Annotated in this window: 14 protein-coding genes; 10 read left to right on the top strand and 4 right to left on the bottom strand. The window is 69.8% G+C overall.

The window, feature by feature from the left end; translation table 11 throughout:
- Window positions 1-950, bottom strand: a 950-nt coding sequence (locus tag A5696_RS21150; RefSeq protein WP_156738526.1) for an AAA family ATPase, incomplete at its 3' end; no start/stop codon positions are given.
- Window positions 947-2092 carry an exonuclease SbcCD subunit D gene (locus A5696_RS21145; RefSeq protein WP_067882944.1) on the bottom strand — a complete coding sequence of 382 codons (1146 nt, stop codon included), beginning with the start codon at window positions 2090-2092 and terminating at the stop codon, window positions 947-949. The genes A5696_RS21145 and A5696_RS21150, both read right to left, overlap by 4 nt.
- Before the next feature lie 187 nt (window positions 2093-2279).
- On the opposite strand from A5696_RS21145, the gene A5696_RS21140 reads away from it, so the two are divergent.
- Window positions 2280-3707, top strand: a complete 1428-nt coding sequence (locus A5696_RS21140) for a PE domain-containing protein (protein WP_067882943.1) — start codon at window positions 2280-2282, stop codon at window positions 3705-3707.
- A gap of 5 nt (window positions 3708-3712) precedes the next feature.
- Window positions 3713-4216: a histidine phosphatase family protein gene (locus A5696_RS21135; RefSeq protein WP_067882958.1), complete on the top strand. Its 504-nt coding sequence runs from the start codon at window positions 3713-3715 to the stop codon at window positions 4214-4216.
- Here the strand turns inward: A5696_RS21135 and A5696_RS21130 are convergent, their stop codons facing one another.
- Both A5696_RS21130 and A5696_RS21125 read right to left on the bottom strand, forming a co-directional pair.
- The gene (locus A5696_RS21130) at window positions 4217-4762 is read right to left on the bottom strand and encodes a DUF3558 domain-containing protein (protein ID WP_067882942.1); all 546 of its coding nucleotides are present in this window, start codon (window positions 4760-4762) and stop codon (window positions 4217-4219) included.
- The gene (locus A5696_RS21125) at window positions 4759-5265 is read right to left on the bottom strand and encodes a DUF3558 domain-containing protein (RefSeq protein ID WP_067882941.1); all 507 of its coding nucleotides are present in this window, start codon (window positions 5263-5265) and stop codon (window positions 4759-4761) included. The genes A5696_RS21130 and A5696_RS21125 overlap by 4 nt, the downstream gene beginning before the upstream one ends.
- A 164-nt stretch (window positions 5266-5429) precedes the next feature.
- Here A5696_RS21125 and A5696_RS21120 point away from each other — a divergent pair, with 164 nt between their 5' ends.
- The 8 genes from A5696_RS21120 (at window position 5430) to A5696_RS21085 (ending at window position 16044) form a co-directional block, all read left to right on the top strand.
- Window positions 5430-7190 (top strand): ABC transporter ATP-binding protein, encoded by a 1761-nt coding sequence (locus A5696_RS21120; protein ID WP_067882957.1) that lies wholly within the window; start codon window positions 5430-5432, stop codon window positions 7188-7190.
- Window positions 7187-9058, top strand: a complete 1872-nt coding sequence (locus tag A5696_RS21115; RefSeq protein ID WP_067882940.1) for an ABC transporter ATP-binding protein — start codon at window positions 7187-7189, stop codon at window positions 9056-9058. Before A5696_RS21120 ends, A5696_RS21115 begins: the two co-directional genes overlap by 4 nt.
- Before the next feature lie 85 nt (window positions 9059-9143).
- Window positions 9144-9443 (top strand): DUF732 domain-containing protein, encoded by a 300-nt coding sequence (locus A5696_RS21110; protein ID WP_067882939.1) that lies wholly within the window; start codon window positions 9144-9146, stop codon window positions 9441-9443.
- 177 nt (window positions 9444-9620) lie between these two features.
- On the top strand, window positions 9621-10319 hold the full coding sequence (locus A5696_RS21105) for a hypothetical protein (RefSeq protein ID WP_067882938.1): 699 nt from the start codon (window positions 9621-9623) through the stop codon (window positions 10317-10319).
- A 162-nt stretch (window positions 10320-10481) separates the two neighbouring features.
- Window positions 10482-11627 carry a BTAD domain-containing putative transcriptional regulator gene (locus A5696_RS21100; protein ID WP_067882937.1) on the top strand — a complete coding sequence of 382 codons (1146 nt, stop codon included), beginning with the start codon at window positions 10482-10484 and terminating at the stop codon, window positions 11625-11627.
- Window positions 11628-11695: 68 nt separating this feature from the next.
- The gene (locus A5696_RS21095) at window positions 11696-13372 is read left to right on the top strand and encodes a serine/threonine-protein kinase (RefSeq protein ID WP_067882936.1); all 1677 of its coding nucleotides are present in this window, start codon (window positions 11696-11698) and stop codon (window positions 13370-13372) included.
- Window positions 13369-14007: a bifunctional 2-polyprenyl-6-hydroxyphenol methylase/3-demethylubiquinol 3-O-methyltransferase UbiG gene (locus A5696_RS21090; RefSeq protein ID WP_231964544.1), complete on the top strand. Its 639-nt coding sequence runs from the start codon at window positions 13369-13371 to the stop codon at window positions 14005-14007. Before A5696_RS21095 ends, A5696_RS21090 begins: the two co-directional genes overlap by 4 nt.
- A 147-nt stretch (window positions 14008-14154) precedes the next feature.
- On the top strand, window positions 14155-16044 hold the full coding sequence (locus A5696_RS21085) for a serine/threonine-protein kinase PknH/PknJ (protein ID WP_067882935.1): 1890 nt from the start codon (window positions 14155-14157) through the stop codon (window positions 16042-16044).
- The last annotated feature ends 9 nt before the right edge of the window (window positions 16045-16053 follow it).

The raw sequence follows: 16053 nt of genomic DNA, 5'->3' as shown, positions 1-16053 counted from the left end.
CGTCGGCGGCCCGCTGCGCCGGCCGCCGCGGCGGCGACGGTCGCGGTGCGGCTTTCGATTTCGGTGAGCAGGCGCACTCGAGCGTCGTGGGCGGCGGCCGCCGCGGCACCCGTCGCGGCGGCGGCGTCGGCGACCAGCTTGGCTTCGTGCGCTTGGTTGGTGAGTTCGGCGATCCGCTCAGCGGCGGTCCGCGCGGCGACGAGCCGCGGGGCGGCGGCGGCCCGTTGTTGTGACAAGGCGGCGACCTGCTCGGTCAGCTCGGCGTGGCGGCGCACCCGGTCGTCGACCTCGGCCACCGCCGAAACGCATTCCGCCACTGCGGCTTCCGCGTCGGCCAGCCGGGAGATGGCGGCGGACCACTCGCCGGTGGGACGCCCGGTCGGGGTGAAGTAGCGGCCGTACTCGGCGTCGATCCGCTCGATCAGCAGTGGCTCCGTGCCCTGTAGCGCCGCCGCAGTCTGGGAGTTCGAGGCCGCCACGTCGAGCGCCCGCGACAGCGCGTCGCAGCCGGACAGGTCCACCGCGGCGGTCGAGCCGGCCTGCAGCACCCGCTGCGCGTGCCAGAGGTCGTTGTCCACCGTCTCGGCCAGCATCGCGCGGACCCGTTCGTGCGCCTCGTCGCCGGTCAGCTGCTCGCGGCGCGGCGTCAGCACCGTCAGCTCGGTCTCGCACTTCTTGTGAAACCGCTTGCGGTAGACGAAACGGTATGGGCCGCAACTAATTTCGGCGCTGACCTCGGAGCCGACGTCGCTGTGGGTCGGCTTGACCTGCTTGACCTCTTTCTTGGTGGAGCGGTCCCGCGATTCCAGGAGCAGGTCGAGCGCCTCGATCATCGACGACTTGCCGATCTCGTTGGCGCCGCTGACCACCACGACACCGTGGTCGGGGAACTCGATCTCGCGGTGCGCGATGCCCCGGTAGTTCGTCAGGACTAGGCGGTGCAGCTTCACGCGGCGCCCCGATCGGCCAGCCGGAGCAGCAGCGCCAGCGCGGCCTGCGCGTCGGCGGCGGACTCGGCGTCACCCTCCCGCGCGGTGGCCACCAGCTCGTCGACGGCCGCGGCGGCGAACCCGCCGATGCCCAGGTCGGTGAACTCGCCGTCGGCGGGCATGACGACGAGCTCGGTGTGCCGTTCCCACACGCCCAGCCAGGCGAACAGCCGGGCGTAGCGGTCCAGGCACGCGTCCAGCGCGGCGCGGTCGGTGACCGTCAGCGAACCCGCCAGCGCCAGCCGCACCACGGTGCGCTCCTTCTCCGTCATCAGGTCCAGGTTCAGATCGAGATCGGCGATGTCGCGGCCGGTGTCGACCTGGCGGCGCAGGGTGACGAAGCGCCAGCGCCCGACGTGCCGGGATTCGACCGCGACGGCGCCGTCGTCTTCGTCGACGTCGACGACGAGCACGTGACCCGGGTTCGACTCGACGTCGTCGAAGTTGGTGACCTCCGGTGAGCCGGAGTACCAGATGCGCCCGCTGTCGCCGACCCGGGTGAGCGAATGCTTGTCCCCCAGCGCCACATAGTGCAGCAGGCCGCGGTCGACGGCGTCCTCGAGCTTGGCCAGCCGGATCAGCGAGGGCTTGTCGCGGTCGGGATCCAGGACGTCGACACCGCCATGGGCGACGAGGATGCGGGTGACGGGTTCGGCCGGCAGGGTTTCCAGGACCTCGGCCACCAGGTCGGTGGTCGGGGCCTTGGACCGCCACGGCGCGGCGACGATCTGCAGCCCGGGCCTGACCTCGTGGACGCCGGGGCGGTCGAGGACGGTGACGTTGTCCGGGCGTTCGGCGGTGAACAGCGCGCCGGTGTACACCGACGACGCGTCGAGCGGGTCGTGGTTGCCCGGCAGCAGGTACACGGGAATGCCGATGGCGCGCATGGCTTCCAGCGACTGCCCGATCACCTGCGGCGCCAACTGGTTGTGTTCGAAGACGTCGCCGGCGACGACGACGAACTCGGCGCCCACCTCCGCGGCCAGTGCGCCCAGGCCGGCCACCGCGTCCCGGCGGGCGGCCGAATACCGCGGCTGGGCGTCGCCGGCGAGGAAGTGCCGCGTCATGCCCAGCTGCCAGTCGGCGGTGTGCAGGAAACGCATCCCGGCGGCCCCCTTTCGGATTCGTGGCTGTCAGGGCACCGCGAAGTCTAGGTCCGCACACCGACAAGACGCGGGACGTGGATCGGCAGGTCCGTGCAACCGAATCTCGCATTACGAACCGCGCGGCGAGTGACCTCGTTTAGCATTTCTCAACTGTCTTGCGTTCTGCCGAGGATGGGAGCCGCCCATGCCTATATATGTGACCGCGGCGCCCGACGCTCTTGCCGCGGCGTCGGCCGACTTGACCGGCATCGAGGAGGCGATCAAGCAGGCGTCCGCCGCGGCGGCTCCCTCGACGACGAGGATTGCCGCGGCGGCCGGCGACGAGGTGTCGGCGGCGGTCGCGACCGTCTTCGGCGACTTCGCCGAACAGTTTCACGCGCTGACCGCGCAGACCACGGTCTTCCATGCCCGGTTCGTGGGGACGCTCGGCGCCGCGGGCGCCACCTACGCCGCCGGCGAGCTCACGAACCTGTCCCTGCTGGTGAAGGGGGTGGAGCAACAGTTCTTCGACGTGGGCTTCTTCTCCCCGTTCACCTATCTGACCGGGCAACCGCTCTTCGGTCAGGGTGCCGTCGGCCCCGCCGTCACCGGCACCACCGGACCCGGTCTGGCCGGCAGGCTCATCACCGGCTTTCTCAACGGGACGCTCGGGAACCAGAGCGGCGGCGTGTTTCAGGGGACGGGAGCCCCCGGGCCGGTGACCGGGGTCCGGGAGGGGATGTCCTACCTGGAGATTCCGGTCGGCCCCCACGGCTACGACGCCCCGGCGCGCTGGTACTTCCCGACGCAGGCGGACGGCACGGTGAACGCCCGAGGCGTCATCTATCTCCAGCACGGCTTCCTGGGAACGGGCGGCTGGTACGGCGCTCTGGCCACCGCCCTGGCGTACGGCACCGACAGCATCGTGGTCGTCCCGACCGTCTCGTCGATCCCGTTGCCGATGGGCGCCTGGCTGGGCGGCACGCAGATGCAGCAGGCGGTGGGCTCGCTGTTCCTGGGCAACGAGACCGCGCTGAACCTCAGCGCCAGCCAGGCCGGTTACCACGGCACGCTGCCGCAAAGCTTCATGATCAGCGGGCATTCCGCCGGCGGCGGCCTGGCCACGCTCGCCGCCGGCGACTACATCGCGGACCTCGGGACGAACACCGCCAACAACCATCTTCTCGGTGTGATCATGTTCGACGGGGTCGCCAACGACTCCTCGGCCTTCGCGGCGGCGATCGCCAACCTCAAGACGTTGAACGTCCCCGACTACGTGGTGGCCTCGCCGCCGCAGGCGTGGAACGCCTTCGGCGCCACCACGAATGAACTGGTCAGCCTGTACCCGGGGCAGTTCACCGGCGTCGAGCTGGCCAACGGATCGCACGTCGACTCGCTGCTGGGCAACAAGCCCGTCATCGACTTCGTCGCACAACTGTTCACCAGCTTCTCGCCGGGCGGCAACACCGAGGCCGTCTACACGCTGTCCACGGGCTGGATCAACGACATCTACTCCGGCCACGGCCCACTCAGCCCGCTCTACGGCCTTTACGGGACCACCGGCGGCTACGTGCCCCCCGGTGGTCAGCAGATCATCCTGGGCCCGGCCACCGGGACCGTGCTGCCGGTGTGAGCAAGATGCAAAGTAAGCGCACCCTGCTGCTGATGCGGCACGCGAAATCCGACTACCCGGAGGGTGTCGCCGACCATGACCGGCCGTTGGCGCCGCGCGGGGTCCGGGAGGCCGGGCTGGCCGGGGATTGGCTGCGCGCCAACGTGTCACCCGTCGACGCGGTGTTGTGCTCCACCGCGACGCGTGCCCGGCAGACCCTGGCCAACACCGGTCTCGACGCCCCGGTGCGCTACAGCGAGCGACTGTACGGGGCCACCCCGGGAACGGTGATCGAGGAGATCAACGAGACGTCCGACGAGGTAGGCACCCTACTGGTCGTCGGTCACGAGCCGACGACGTCGGAACTGGCGCTTATCCTGGCCGACGGAGACGGCACGGACGACGCTGTGGTGGAACGCATTTCGACGAAATTTCCGACGTCGGCGATCGCGGTGCTGGCGGTGCCCGGCGCGTGGCGGGATTTGGAGCCGGGCCGCGCCGCGCTGACGGGGTTCGAAGTCCCGCGCTGACTACGAGTTGGTAGCGAGCGTCAGCTCCATGAGCTTGATGGCCTGCCCGCAGGCGTCGATGCCGGGCGCCTGTGGGTTGACCCACCAGCCGACCACCCCCGCCGCGTTGCTGGCCACGCCGCAGGCGCCGTTCGGGTCGTCCGGGCGCATCACGATCGACTCGATGCCCGCGATCGCGCGGTTCTCCACCTTGTACTTCAGGAAGTCGGCGACCTTGCGCTCGTTGCCCAGGCTGCCCTGCTCGAACCAGAACCGCGTGATGTCGATCAGGCCGGCCGGGTTGGCGGCCTGCCACCGGCAGATGGCGCCGACGAACGTGCTCTGGATGTCCAGCGGATCGGCGCCCACGGTCTTGGCCAGGATGTCGGTGGTCAACACCTCACATTCCTTGAGCAGGTTCGGGTACTGCTGCTGGGAGTTGTTGTTGCGCGGCACATTGCCGCCCGCCTTCACGGCGGTCCCCCCGACGGACCTCGAGCAGCCCGTCAGCACGAGCACCGCGGCGAGCAGCACGGCCACGCCGGCCCGGACGGTTCTTCTGCTCATTTCGAGTTCGCAATCGATTGACGGGCCAGTTCCTTGGCTATGTCGCAGGGCGGGGGGAACGGCTTCTGGCTGAAGCTGACCGACCACTCGATGAAGTCGTCGGAGAACTGGATGCCCACTTCGCACAGCGAGTCGCCCAGGTTGGGCTCGTTGCCGACGGCGATGAAGCCGCCGTGGCCGTTGATGTTGATGTCGTCGACGCTGGCGCGCGACAGCTCCTCGGTCTTGCGCTCGCGTCCGATCGGGCTGCCGCGATACCAGGAGAAGGAGAAGTGCGGGCCGAGGATGCCGCCGCCCGCCAGCCACTGGCACCCGACGGAGTTTCGGGCGGTGTTCACCAGCCCGGTCACCTTGGTCAGGTCCGACACCGTCTGATCGCTGATGCCGCCGCATTGCGGAAACATCGGCCCGTGGTGACCCTCCCCGCCGCCGGGCGTCGACGACGCCGTCGCTCCGGGCTTGTTGTCGCCGGAACCCGAGCAGCCGGCCAGGATCAGGATCATCAGAGCCGACACCGCCAGAGCCAGCGCCCGTGCGCCTCGCCTTCTGCTGGTCACACGATGCACTGTAGCGGCAGCCCGCGGGTCACCCGGGGATGCGGCGCCTGAGCAGGCATTTCAACACGGTGGTCCCAACCGCGGCGCCCGCCGTGTGCGACAGTTACGACATGCTCCTGGCACTGCTGCGCCAGTACATCCGGCCGTACCGCCGGCTGGTTGCGGTGCTGCTGGTGCTGCAGGTGACCAGCACCCTGGCGTCGCTGTACCTGCCCACGGTCAACGCCGCGATCATCGACGAGGGCGTGGCCAAGGGCGATGCGGCCACCATCGTCCGGCTCGGCGCGGTGATGCTCGCCGTCACCGGGCTCCAGGTGCTGTGCGCGGTCGGGGCCGTGTATTTCGGCTCGCGGACCGGCATGGGCTTCGGCCGCGACCTGCGCCGGGCGATCTTCGACCACGTCACCACCTTCTCCGAGCGCGAGACCGCCCGCTTCGGCGCGCCGACGCTGTTGACGCGCAGCACCAACGACGTCCGGCAGATCCAATATCTGGTGCAGATCGCGGGCACCGTCTTGATCACCGCGCCGATCATGTGCGTCGGCGGCGTCGTCATGGCCATCCATCAGGAGGCCGCGTTGACCTGGCTCCTGCTGGTCAGCGTGCCGGTCATGGCGGTGGCCAACTACCTGATCATGGCGCGCATGCTGCCGCTGCTGCGCCGCATGCAGGGCATGATCGACGGCATCAACCGGGTGTTGCGCGACCAGCTGTCGGGCGTGCGGGTGGTCCGGGCGTTCGCGCGTGAGGGCTTCGAGCGCGACCGGTTCGCGCGCGCCAACGCCGCGCTCTCCGGCACGGCGCTGACGACCGGCAATCTGCAGGCGCTGATGCTGCCGGTGACCACGCTGACCATCAACGTGTCCAGCGTGGCGCTGATCTGGTTCGGCGGGCTGCGCATCGACCGCGGCCAGATGCAGGTCGGCTCGCTGACCGCCTTTCTGGCCTACTTCACCCAGATCCTGATGGCGGTGCTGATGGCGACCATGACGCTGGTGGTGCTGCCGCGCGCGTCGGTGTGCGCCGAGCGGATCACCGAGGTGCTCTCGACGCGCGCCGCGGTGCAGTGCCCGCCGAACCCCACGTTCCCGCCGGGCGGGATCACCGGCGTCGTGCGACTGGACGGCGCGAGTTTCAGCTATCCCGGCGCCGACCGTCCAGTGCTGCAAGACATTTCACTGACCGCCCGGCCGGGCACCACCACCGCGATCGTCGGCAGCACCGGGTCGGGCAAGTCAACGCTGGTGTCGCTGATCTGCCGCCTCTACGACGTGACCGCCGGCGCCGTCCTGGTCGACGGCGTCGGTGTCCGCGATTACGACCCCGAGCGGCTGTGGTCGGCGATCGGGCTGGTCCCCCAGCGCGGCTACCTGTTCACCGGCACCGTCGCGGAAAACCTGCGCTACGGCGCGGTCCCCGGGGAGGTGGTGACCGAGGACGAGATGTGGGAAGCCTTGCGGGTGGCCGACGCCGAGGGGTTCGTGCGGGCCCACGGCTCAGCAGATGGCGGGCTGAACATGCGGGTCGCCCAGGGCGGGATCAACTTTTCGGGTGGGCAACGGCAGCGGCTGGCGATCGCGCGGGCGGTCATCCGCCGGCCGGCGATCTACCTGTTCGACGACTCGTTCGCCGCGCTCGACGTGCACACCGACGCGCGGGTGCGTGCGTCGCTCGCGCGTGCGGCCGGCGCGGCCACGATCATCGTCGTGACGCAACGCATTTCGACCGCGGCGCAGGCCGACCAGGTGATCGTCGTCGACGGCGGGAAACTGGTGGGCGCGGGCACGCATGAATCGCTGTTGGCCGACTGCCCCACCTACGCCGAATTCGCCGACTCGCAGTCGGTGCGCGCCGCGGTCGGTGGGCAATGAGGGCCCCGGCCCCGACGGGACGATCCCGCGACTTCTGGGGTTCGGCGATCCGTCTGGTGAAACGCCTTGCGCCGCAACGAGGATTGAGCATCGCGGTGATCGCGCTGGGCGTCACCGGGACGGTGATCGGGGTCGTCGTTCCGCGCATCCTCGGCCACGCCACCGACCTGCTCTTCAACGGCGTCATCGGGCGGCGGCTCCCCGCCGGCATCACCAAGGCGCAGGCCGTCGCCGCGGCCCGCGCCCGCGGCGACAACACCTTCGCCGACCTGCTGTCCGGGATGAAGGTGGTGCCCGGCCGCGGCGTGGACTTCGGCGCCGTGGGCCGGACGCTGTTGTTGGCGCTCGCCCTGTATGTCGTTGCCGCGCTGCTGATCTGGGCGCAGGCTCGCCTGCTCAACCTCGCCGTGCAGCGCACCATGGTCGCGCTGCGTCGCGACGTCGAGGACAAAATTCACCGGCTGCCGTTGTCCTACTTCGACGGGCGCCAGCGCGGCGAGCTGCTGAGCCGGGTCACCAACGACATCGACAACGTCCAATCGTCGCTGTCGATGACGATCAGCCAGCTGGTGACGGCGATGCTGACGGTGGTGGCCGTGCTGGCGATGATGGTGTCCATCTCGCCGCTGCTGGCCCTGATCACCCTGGCGGCGGTGCCGGTCTCGCTGCTGGCGACCCGCGCGATCGCGCGGCGCTCGCAGCGCCTGTTCGTGGCCCAGTGGACGAGCACTGGGCGCCTGGGCGCTCACATCGAGGAGACCTACAGCGGGTTCACGGTGGTCAGGACGTTCGGGCACGCGGCCGCGGCGCGCGAGCAGTTCCGCCGCTACAACGACGACGTCTACCAGGCCAGTTTCGGCGCCCAGTTCTTCTCCGGCCTGGTGGCCCCGGCGACGGCGTTCGTCGGCAACATCGGCTACGTCGCGGTCGCCGTCGTCGGGGGCCTGCAGGTGGCCACCGGGCAGATCACCCTGGGCAGCATCCAGGCGTTCATCCAATACGTCCGGCAGTTCAACGCGCCGATCAGCCAGGTGGCCGGGATGTACAACACCCTGCAATCCGGGGTGGCCAGTGCCGAGCGGGTGTTCGACCTGCTCGACGAGCCCGAGGAGCCGCCCGCGCCCGAGCGCGCCCTGGCGGCGCCGGCCGGCGGCCGCGTCGAGTTCCAGCACGTGAACTTCGCGTACCGGCCGGGCACGCCGGTGATCCACGACCTGTCCCTGGTGGCCGAACCCGGCAGCACCGTGGCGATCGTCGGCCCGACCGGCGCGGGCAAGACGACGATGGTGAACCTGCTGATGCGGTTCTACGACGTCGATTCCGGCCGGATCCTGATCGACGGGGTCGACATCACCACCGTGAGCAGGCAGTCGCTGCGCTCGCGCATCGGCATGGTGCTGCAGGACACCTGGCTGTTCGACGGGACGATCGCCGAGAACATCGCCTACGGGCGGCCGGAGGCCGGCGAGGACGAGGTGGTCGCGGCCGCCAGGGCGGCCTATGTCGACCGCTTCGTGCACACGCTGCCGGCCGGGTACCAGACCCGCGTCAGCGGGGACGGCGCCGCCATCAGCGCGGGCGAGAAGCAACTCATCACCATCGCCCGGGCATTCCTGGCCCGCCCGCAGCTGCTCATCCTGGACGAAGCCACCAGTTCGGTCGACACCCGCACCGAGGCCCTCGTGCAGCGCGCCATGCGGGAACTTCGCCGCGACCGCACGAGTTTCATTATCGCGCATCGCCTTTCGACGATCCGCAATGCCGACCGCATCCTGGTCGTGCAGGCCGGCCACATCGTCGAACAGGGCGGCCACGCCGAGCTGCTCGCCCGGCAGGGCGCCTATTACGAGATGACCCGGGCTCAGTAACCAAGGATTCGTCAAGGATCCCGCAAGGACACGGCCGAAAGCTGAACGCGTTCAACGCCGAACCGAGCAGCAAAGGACCACGACCATGTTCGCACCCCGCATCACCACTGCTCTTTCCACCGCCCTGGGCACCGCCGCCGTCGGGCTCGCCGTCGCCACCGCCGGCGCCGCCGCGGCGACGGTCCATGCCACCTCCTTCGCCACCGACCAGGACGCGATCCGGGCCGGCCACCAGGTGTGCGCCGAGTTGGCCGCCGGCAAGAGCAAGGCCGCCGTCACGCTCATGCTGATGAGCCAGGCCAGGTTGTCGCCCCGGGACGCCGGCTTCTTCGTGGCCGCGGCCACCAAGTTCTACTGCCCGCAATTCGCCGGCCAGACCGCCTAGCGGTCACAGCCAACCACCCACCGCGACGGGGGATTCCGGTCAACCGGGGTCCCCCGTCCGCCGCCGTAGACCGCGGCCGAGCGGGTCGCCTCCAAGAATTCGTGGAGATCCCGACAAGGCCGCCATCGGAGCCTTTACTCAACGCCCGCAAGCGAGCGCACAGGGAAGGGAAATGCCATGAAGGCCAGCACGATCGCCGCCGCCGTCAGGACCGTCATCTTCGCAGTGGTCGCCGGTGCCGTCGCGCTCGGCGCGGCCGCCCCGGCCAACGCGGCGTCGGAGGTCCTGTACGGCGATCCGGTCGCCGCCGCCGAGTACTGGCACGAGCAGCGCTACGACGACTGCGTGCTCATGGCCAGCGCCGACGTCATCGGCCAGCTCACCGGCGACGCGCCCTCGGAGCAGGCCATCATCGCCAGGGCCCACTCGACCCCCAGCGTCGCGCACGCGGGCCCGATCTACACCAAGCCGGCGGACCCGGACAACCCCAACTCGGGCGAGGGCGCCAGTCTGGCGGACGTGCCGACGCTGCTCGCCCAGTACCACGTCGCCGCCGTCGTCATCGACCGGGACGACACCGCCAGGAACGGCATCCGGCCCGGCATCGCGGGACTGAAGCAGGCGCTGGGCGGCGGACACAAGGTGATCGTCAGCCTCAACGGCGAACTCATCTGGCGCCAGCCCGTTGAGGACAAGGACAAGAACGGCAATCCGGTGTCCGACCACGCGGTGGTGGTGACCGGCGTCGACGCCACCCACGGCATCGTTCACCTCAACGACAGCGGCATCTCCGAGGGCCGCGACGAGCAGATTCCCCTGCAGCTCTTCGTGCAGTCCTGGGAGACGAGCAACGAACTGATGGTCGTCACGCTCTGAGTCGCCCGCCGAATTCTCTGAGCCCTAACCCGATTCGCGCGGATACTTCCGCGACGCGGCGAGTTTCGCGGGTTCTTACCTAATTTTGCCGGTTCGTATCACAATGACAGGACACCTCATTGGCACGCGACGCCGCGGAAGACGGGGAGGCTGTTGAGCGCGATGGACAAACGGCTCGAGTTCGGACTGCTGGGACCGCTGCAAATGAGCGTCGACGGCGACTTGGTGCCGCTGGGCACCCCCAAGCAGCGTGCCGTGCTGGCCGTGCTGCTGATGAATCGGAACAGCCCGGTCGGCGTCGACCGGCTCACCACGGCGCTCTGGGACGACTCGCCGCCGTCGGGCGCGAGGGCCAGCATTCACTCCTACGTGTCCAACCTGCGAAAGCTGCTCGCCGGTTTCGGGGTCGACTCGCGACTCGTGTTGGCGGCGGCGCCCCCGGGCTATCGCCTCACCATCCCCGACAACGCTTGCGACATAGGGCGATTCATCGCGGAGAAGACCGCGGGCGTGCAGGCGGCCGCCGCCGGCCGGTTCGAGCAGGCCGGTAAACACCTGTCCGCGGCCCTGGCGGAATGGCGCGGGCCCGTGCTCGAGGACCTGCGCGACTTTCAGTTCGTCGACACCTTCGCGACCTCCCTGGTCGAGGAGAAGATTCTCGTGCACACGGCAAAGGCGGAAGCCGAAATCGCTTGCGGGCGTGCCGTTGCCGTGATCACCGAACTCGAAGCGCTGACCGCGGAGCATCCCTACCGCGAGCCGCTGTGGGCGCAGCTGATCACGGCCTACTACCTCACCGACCGCCAATCCGACGCGCTGGCCGCCTACCGGCGCGTGAAAGAAACGCTCGCCGAAGACCTCGGCATCGACCCGGGCCCGACCCTGCGCGACCTCAACGACCGGATCCTGCGCCAGGAACCGTTGGACGTCAAGAAGACCGCCGTGACCACCGCCGCCGTGACGCTCACGGTCATGGACCAGTACACGATGGTGTCCGAGCGCGACGCGGTCGCGTACCTGCGCGAGAAGTCCGGCGAGAGCTACGCGCTGCAGGAGGCCGCGACCCGCATCGGGCGCCTCAGCGACAACGACATCGTCCTGGGCACACCGAAAGTCAGCCGCCACCACGCCGTCATCGTCGACACCGGCAGCAGCTTCGTCATCAACGACCTGCGCTCGTCGAACGGCGTGCACGTGCAGCACGAGCGCATCCGCAGGGCGACCCCGCTGCACGACGGCGACCACATCCGCATCGGCGAGCACGAGTTCACGTTCGAGATCGCCACGGGCGACAAGACCGAGGTCTAGATCCGCCGGACCGATCGTCGGGCCAGGGTGTTGATATCGTCGGCGGGTCTGGGTTGTTGGGAGGATCGATGAGCGGGGCGCCGGGCGCGCGTTCGGGGTCGAGGTTCGGGCCCTATGAGCTCAAACGGGCCCTCGGCCACGGCGGGATGGGCGAGGTCTACGAGGCCGAACATACCGGCAAGGGCTGGACCGTGGCACTCAAGCTGATGTCGGAATCGGTCAGCAGCGATCCGGTGTTTCGCGAGCGGATGCGGCGCGAGGCGCGCATCACGGGCCGCTTGCAGGAACCCCACGTGGTGCCCATCCACGACTACGGCGAAATCGACGGGCAACTGTTTTTGGAGATGCGCCTCATCGAGGGCACCGACCTGGACACGTTGCTCAAGCGGTTCGGCCCGCTGAGCCCGCCACGGGCCGTGGCCATCATCACCCAGATCGCCTCGGCGCTCGACGCCGCCCACGCCGCCGGGGTGATGCACCGCGACGTCAAGCCACCGAACATCCTGGTCACCCGCGACGACTTCGCCTACCTGGTGGACTTCGGCATCGCCAGCGCGTCCACCGACGAGAAGCTCACCCAGCTCGGCACCGCGGTGGGCACCTGGAAATACATGGCGCCCGAACGGTTTTCCGACGACGAGGTCACCTACCGCGCCGACATCTATTCGCTGGCCTGCGTGCTCTACGAATGCTTGACCGGGTCCCCGCCGTACCCGTCCGACAGCGCCGGGGTGCTGGTCACGGCCCACCTGATGGAACCCATCCCCCAGCCCAGCGCCAAACGGACGGGCGTCCCCCGGGCTTTCGACGCGGTGATCGCCCGCGGCATGGCCAAAACGCCGCACGACCGCTACGCCAGCGCCGGTGATCTGGCGCGCGCCGCCCACGACGCGCTCAGCGACCCCGATCAGACCCAGGCCGTCAACATCCTGCGCCACAGTCAGCAATCCGCGCCGCCCGCACCGAAGGTGCCCGTCGGTCCCGGGCCGCAGCCCATGCCCGGCGCGGGATTGCCCCCGCCGAATCCCCCGCCGCACCAAGCCCCCTTCGGTGGGCCGCCACCGCAGTTCGCCGGCCCCGCGCCGTGGGGGCCCGGGTACCCGCCGGCGCCGCCGCGCCGACGCAACCCGTGGCCCATCGCCGCGGGAGCCGCCGCCGCCGTGGTCGTCCTCGTCGCCGCCGCCGTCGGCATCTCGATCGCGGTCGGACACGACGACAACGCGACCCCCAACGCGGCCGGCACCACCACCACCACAACGGTCACCAAGAGGACGACCACCCGCACGACCGCCCCGTCGCCGACCGGTCCGCCGCCCGCCGCGGTGAGCCGGCTGCTGAGCCTGCTGCCCGCCGGCTACCCACCCGGCACGTGCAACCCGGACCCGCAACCGATGGTGGGCTCGATCGTCTCCGTCTCGTGCGGGCAGAACACCGATCCGGGCGGCCCCACGATCTCGGCCTACGCGCTGTTCTCGGATTTGCAGGGCGTGCAGGACGCGTTCACCCGCTTCACCGGAACCGACACGATCGTCAAGTGCCCGGGAGACAAGGCCTCACCCGGCACGTGGTGGCACAACAAAGACCCGAACACCATCCTCGGTCAGATCGCCTGCGGGACCTACAAGGACGACGAGCCGAAGGTGATGTGGACCGACCAGCAGACCATGGTGTTCGCGGTCGTCGGGGGAAACACGCAGGGGCCCAACCTCGATCAGCTGTACAAGTGGTGGGCCAACCACTCGTGAACGCGAGTCGGCTGGCATGGGACCACAACGCCTATTACCAGCGAACCCTGCTGCGGCAACTGCCGCGCCGATGCGGGCGGGTGCTCGACGTCGGTTGCGGCGCGGGCGCATTCGCGACACGACTGGCCGGCCGCGCCGATCACGTTGATGCGATCGACAAGTCGGCGGCGATGATCGAGGCGGCCCGCCTGCGCGCGCCGGCCAACGTCACCTGCACCCTCGCCGACGTGATGGAGACGCCCTTGCCCGCAGCGCATTACGACGCGATCGTGTCGATCACCGCGTTGCACCACCTGCCGCTCGCCGCTGCCCTGCGGCGCCTGGCGCCGGCGCTGCGCCCGGGCGGCGTGCTGGCCGCGGTGGTCCTGCCGCGGACCGACCTGCCCCGGGAGGGGCCCACCGAAATCGTTGCGGCGGCGGCCAATCCGGCGCTCGGCGCCGCCTTCGCCGCGCTGCGGACCATCGGCCGCGGCGAATGGTACGGGTTCGACCCGACCGACGAGGCGATGCCGAAGCTCGATTCGCCGCTGACCACACGGCAAGCCCGCGCAATCGCCACCGCGACCCTGCCGGGCGGCCGGGTGCGCCGGCTGCTGTTCTGGCGTTATCTCCTGGTGTGGCGGCGGCCCGGATAACCCCGCATAACAATGTCGCGGTTGTCCTGCGGCGGGGCCGCGGGGGGCCTACCGTCTTGATTGCTGAGTCGGGGCTCGCGGCCGGCCGGTCAGGTCGGGCGGTGTTGATATGGTCGGCGGGTCCGGGGTTGCTTTGGAGGGTCAGGGATGAGCGACGCGCAGGCCTCACGGGTGGGCTCGATGTTCGGGCCCTATCACCTGAAACGACTGCTGGGCCGCGGTGGCATGGGCGAGGTCTACGAGGCCGAGCACACCGTCAAGGAGTGGACGGTGGCCGTCAAGCTGATGTCGGACACGTTCAGCAAGGACCCGGTGTTTCGCGAGCGGATGAAGCGCGAGGCGCGCATCGCCGGCCGTTTGCAGGAACCCCACGTGGTGCCCATCCACGACTACGGCGAAATCGACGGCCAGATGTACATGGAGATGCGGCTGATCGAGGGCGTCGACCTGGACACCGTGCTCAAGCGGTTCGGCCCGCTGACCCCACCGCGTGCGGTGGCGATCATCACCCAGATCGCCTCCGCGCTCGACGCCGCCCACGCCGCCGGGGTGATGCACCGCGACGTCAAGCCGCCCAACATCCTGGTCACCCGCGACGACTTCGCCTACCTGGTCGACTTCGGCATCGCCAGCGCGACCACCGACGAGAAGCTCACCCAGCTCGGCACCGCCGTCGGCACCTGGAAATACATGGCGCCCGAACGCTTTTCCAACGACGAGGTCACCTACCGCGCCGACATCTACGCGCTGGCGTGCGTGCTGCACGAGGCCCTGACCGGGTCGCCGCCGTATCGCGCCGACAGCGCGAGCACCCTGGTCACCGCCCACCTGTTGGACCCCATCCCGAAGCCCAGCGAGATGCGTCCGGGCGTGCCCAAGGCCTTCGACGCCGTGGTCGCGCGCGGCATGGCGAAGAAACCGGAAGACCGCTACGCCAGCGCCGGCGATCTCGCGCTGGCCGCGCACGAGGCCCTCAGCGACCCCGATCAGGACCACGCGTCCAACATCGTGCGCCGCAGCCAGGAAGCCACCCTGCCCGCCACCGCCGAGGTCCCCACCGACGACAGCGGTGGACCCACCCTGGCCGCCAGCGCCGTCGGCGCGCCGCAACACCAGGCCACCGCCCCACCGCCCGCGCCGGTTCCGGGTTCACCGGCGCCCTACCCCACGGCGCCCAATTCGAGCCCGATGCCACATGCCGCCCAGACCCCGCGGCCATGGGCACCCGACAACGGCCCCGTGCCGTCCGGACCTCCGGGCTATGGGGGCGGCGGCGGCAACTGGGGCGGCCCGCCGCCCCAGTTCACCGGCCCGGCGTCCTGGAATCAGCCGCCGGCCAAACCCAAACGCAGCGCGTGGCCCATCGTCGCCGCCGTCGCCGCCGTGGTCGTCCTGGCCGGCGGCGGCGCGGGGATATGGCTGCTGACCCGGCCGGCACCCGCGCCGCCGCCCCCGGATCCCATACCGCCCGGCCGGCTCAACGCCCTGCTGCTGGATCCGTCGGGCATCAACTCGATCATGGGGTCGTCCACCATGACGCCCGGCAAGCCCATCGCGTCGATGGACACCTCGTCGGTGACGCTGTCGTCGCCGAACTGCCTGGGCGCGCTCTACACCAGCCAGGACCCGGTCTACGCGGGCACCGGCTACACCGGGATCAGCGGCCTGGTGTCCTCCGAACCCGGCGACGATTACGACCACTGGGTCAACCAGGCCGCGGTGGCGTTCCCGTCGGCCGACAAGGCCAAGGCGTTCGTGCAGACGTCGGCGGACAAGTGGAAGAACTGCGCCGGCAAGACGGTGACCGTGACGAACAAGAACGACAAGGTGTTCAGGTGGTCGTTAGCCCAAGTCGGTGGCGGGCCACCGAAGATCACCATGCTGGAGACGCAGGAGGGCGCCGACGGCTGGGAGTGCGAGCGCGCCATGGGGGTGGCGAACAACGTGGTGGCCGACGTCAACGCCTGCGGTTACCACATCAGCGATCAGGGCGGGCAGGTAGTCGACAAGATCCTCGCCAAGGTTGACAACGAATAACCAACGCGC

The organism is Mycobacterium sp. E2699 (genome assembly GCF_001666745.1).
Classification (GTDB): domain Bacteria; phylum Actinomycetota; class Actinomycetes; order Mycobacteriales; family Mycobacteriaceae; genus Mycobacterium.
This window is presented reverse-complemented; position numbering and strand designations above follow the sequence as displayed.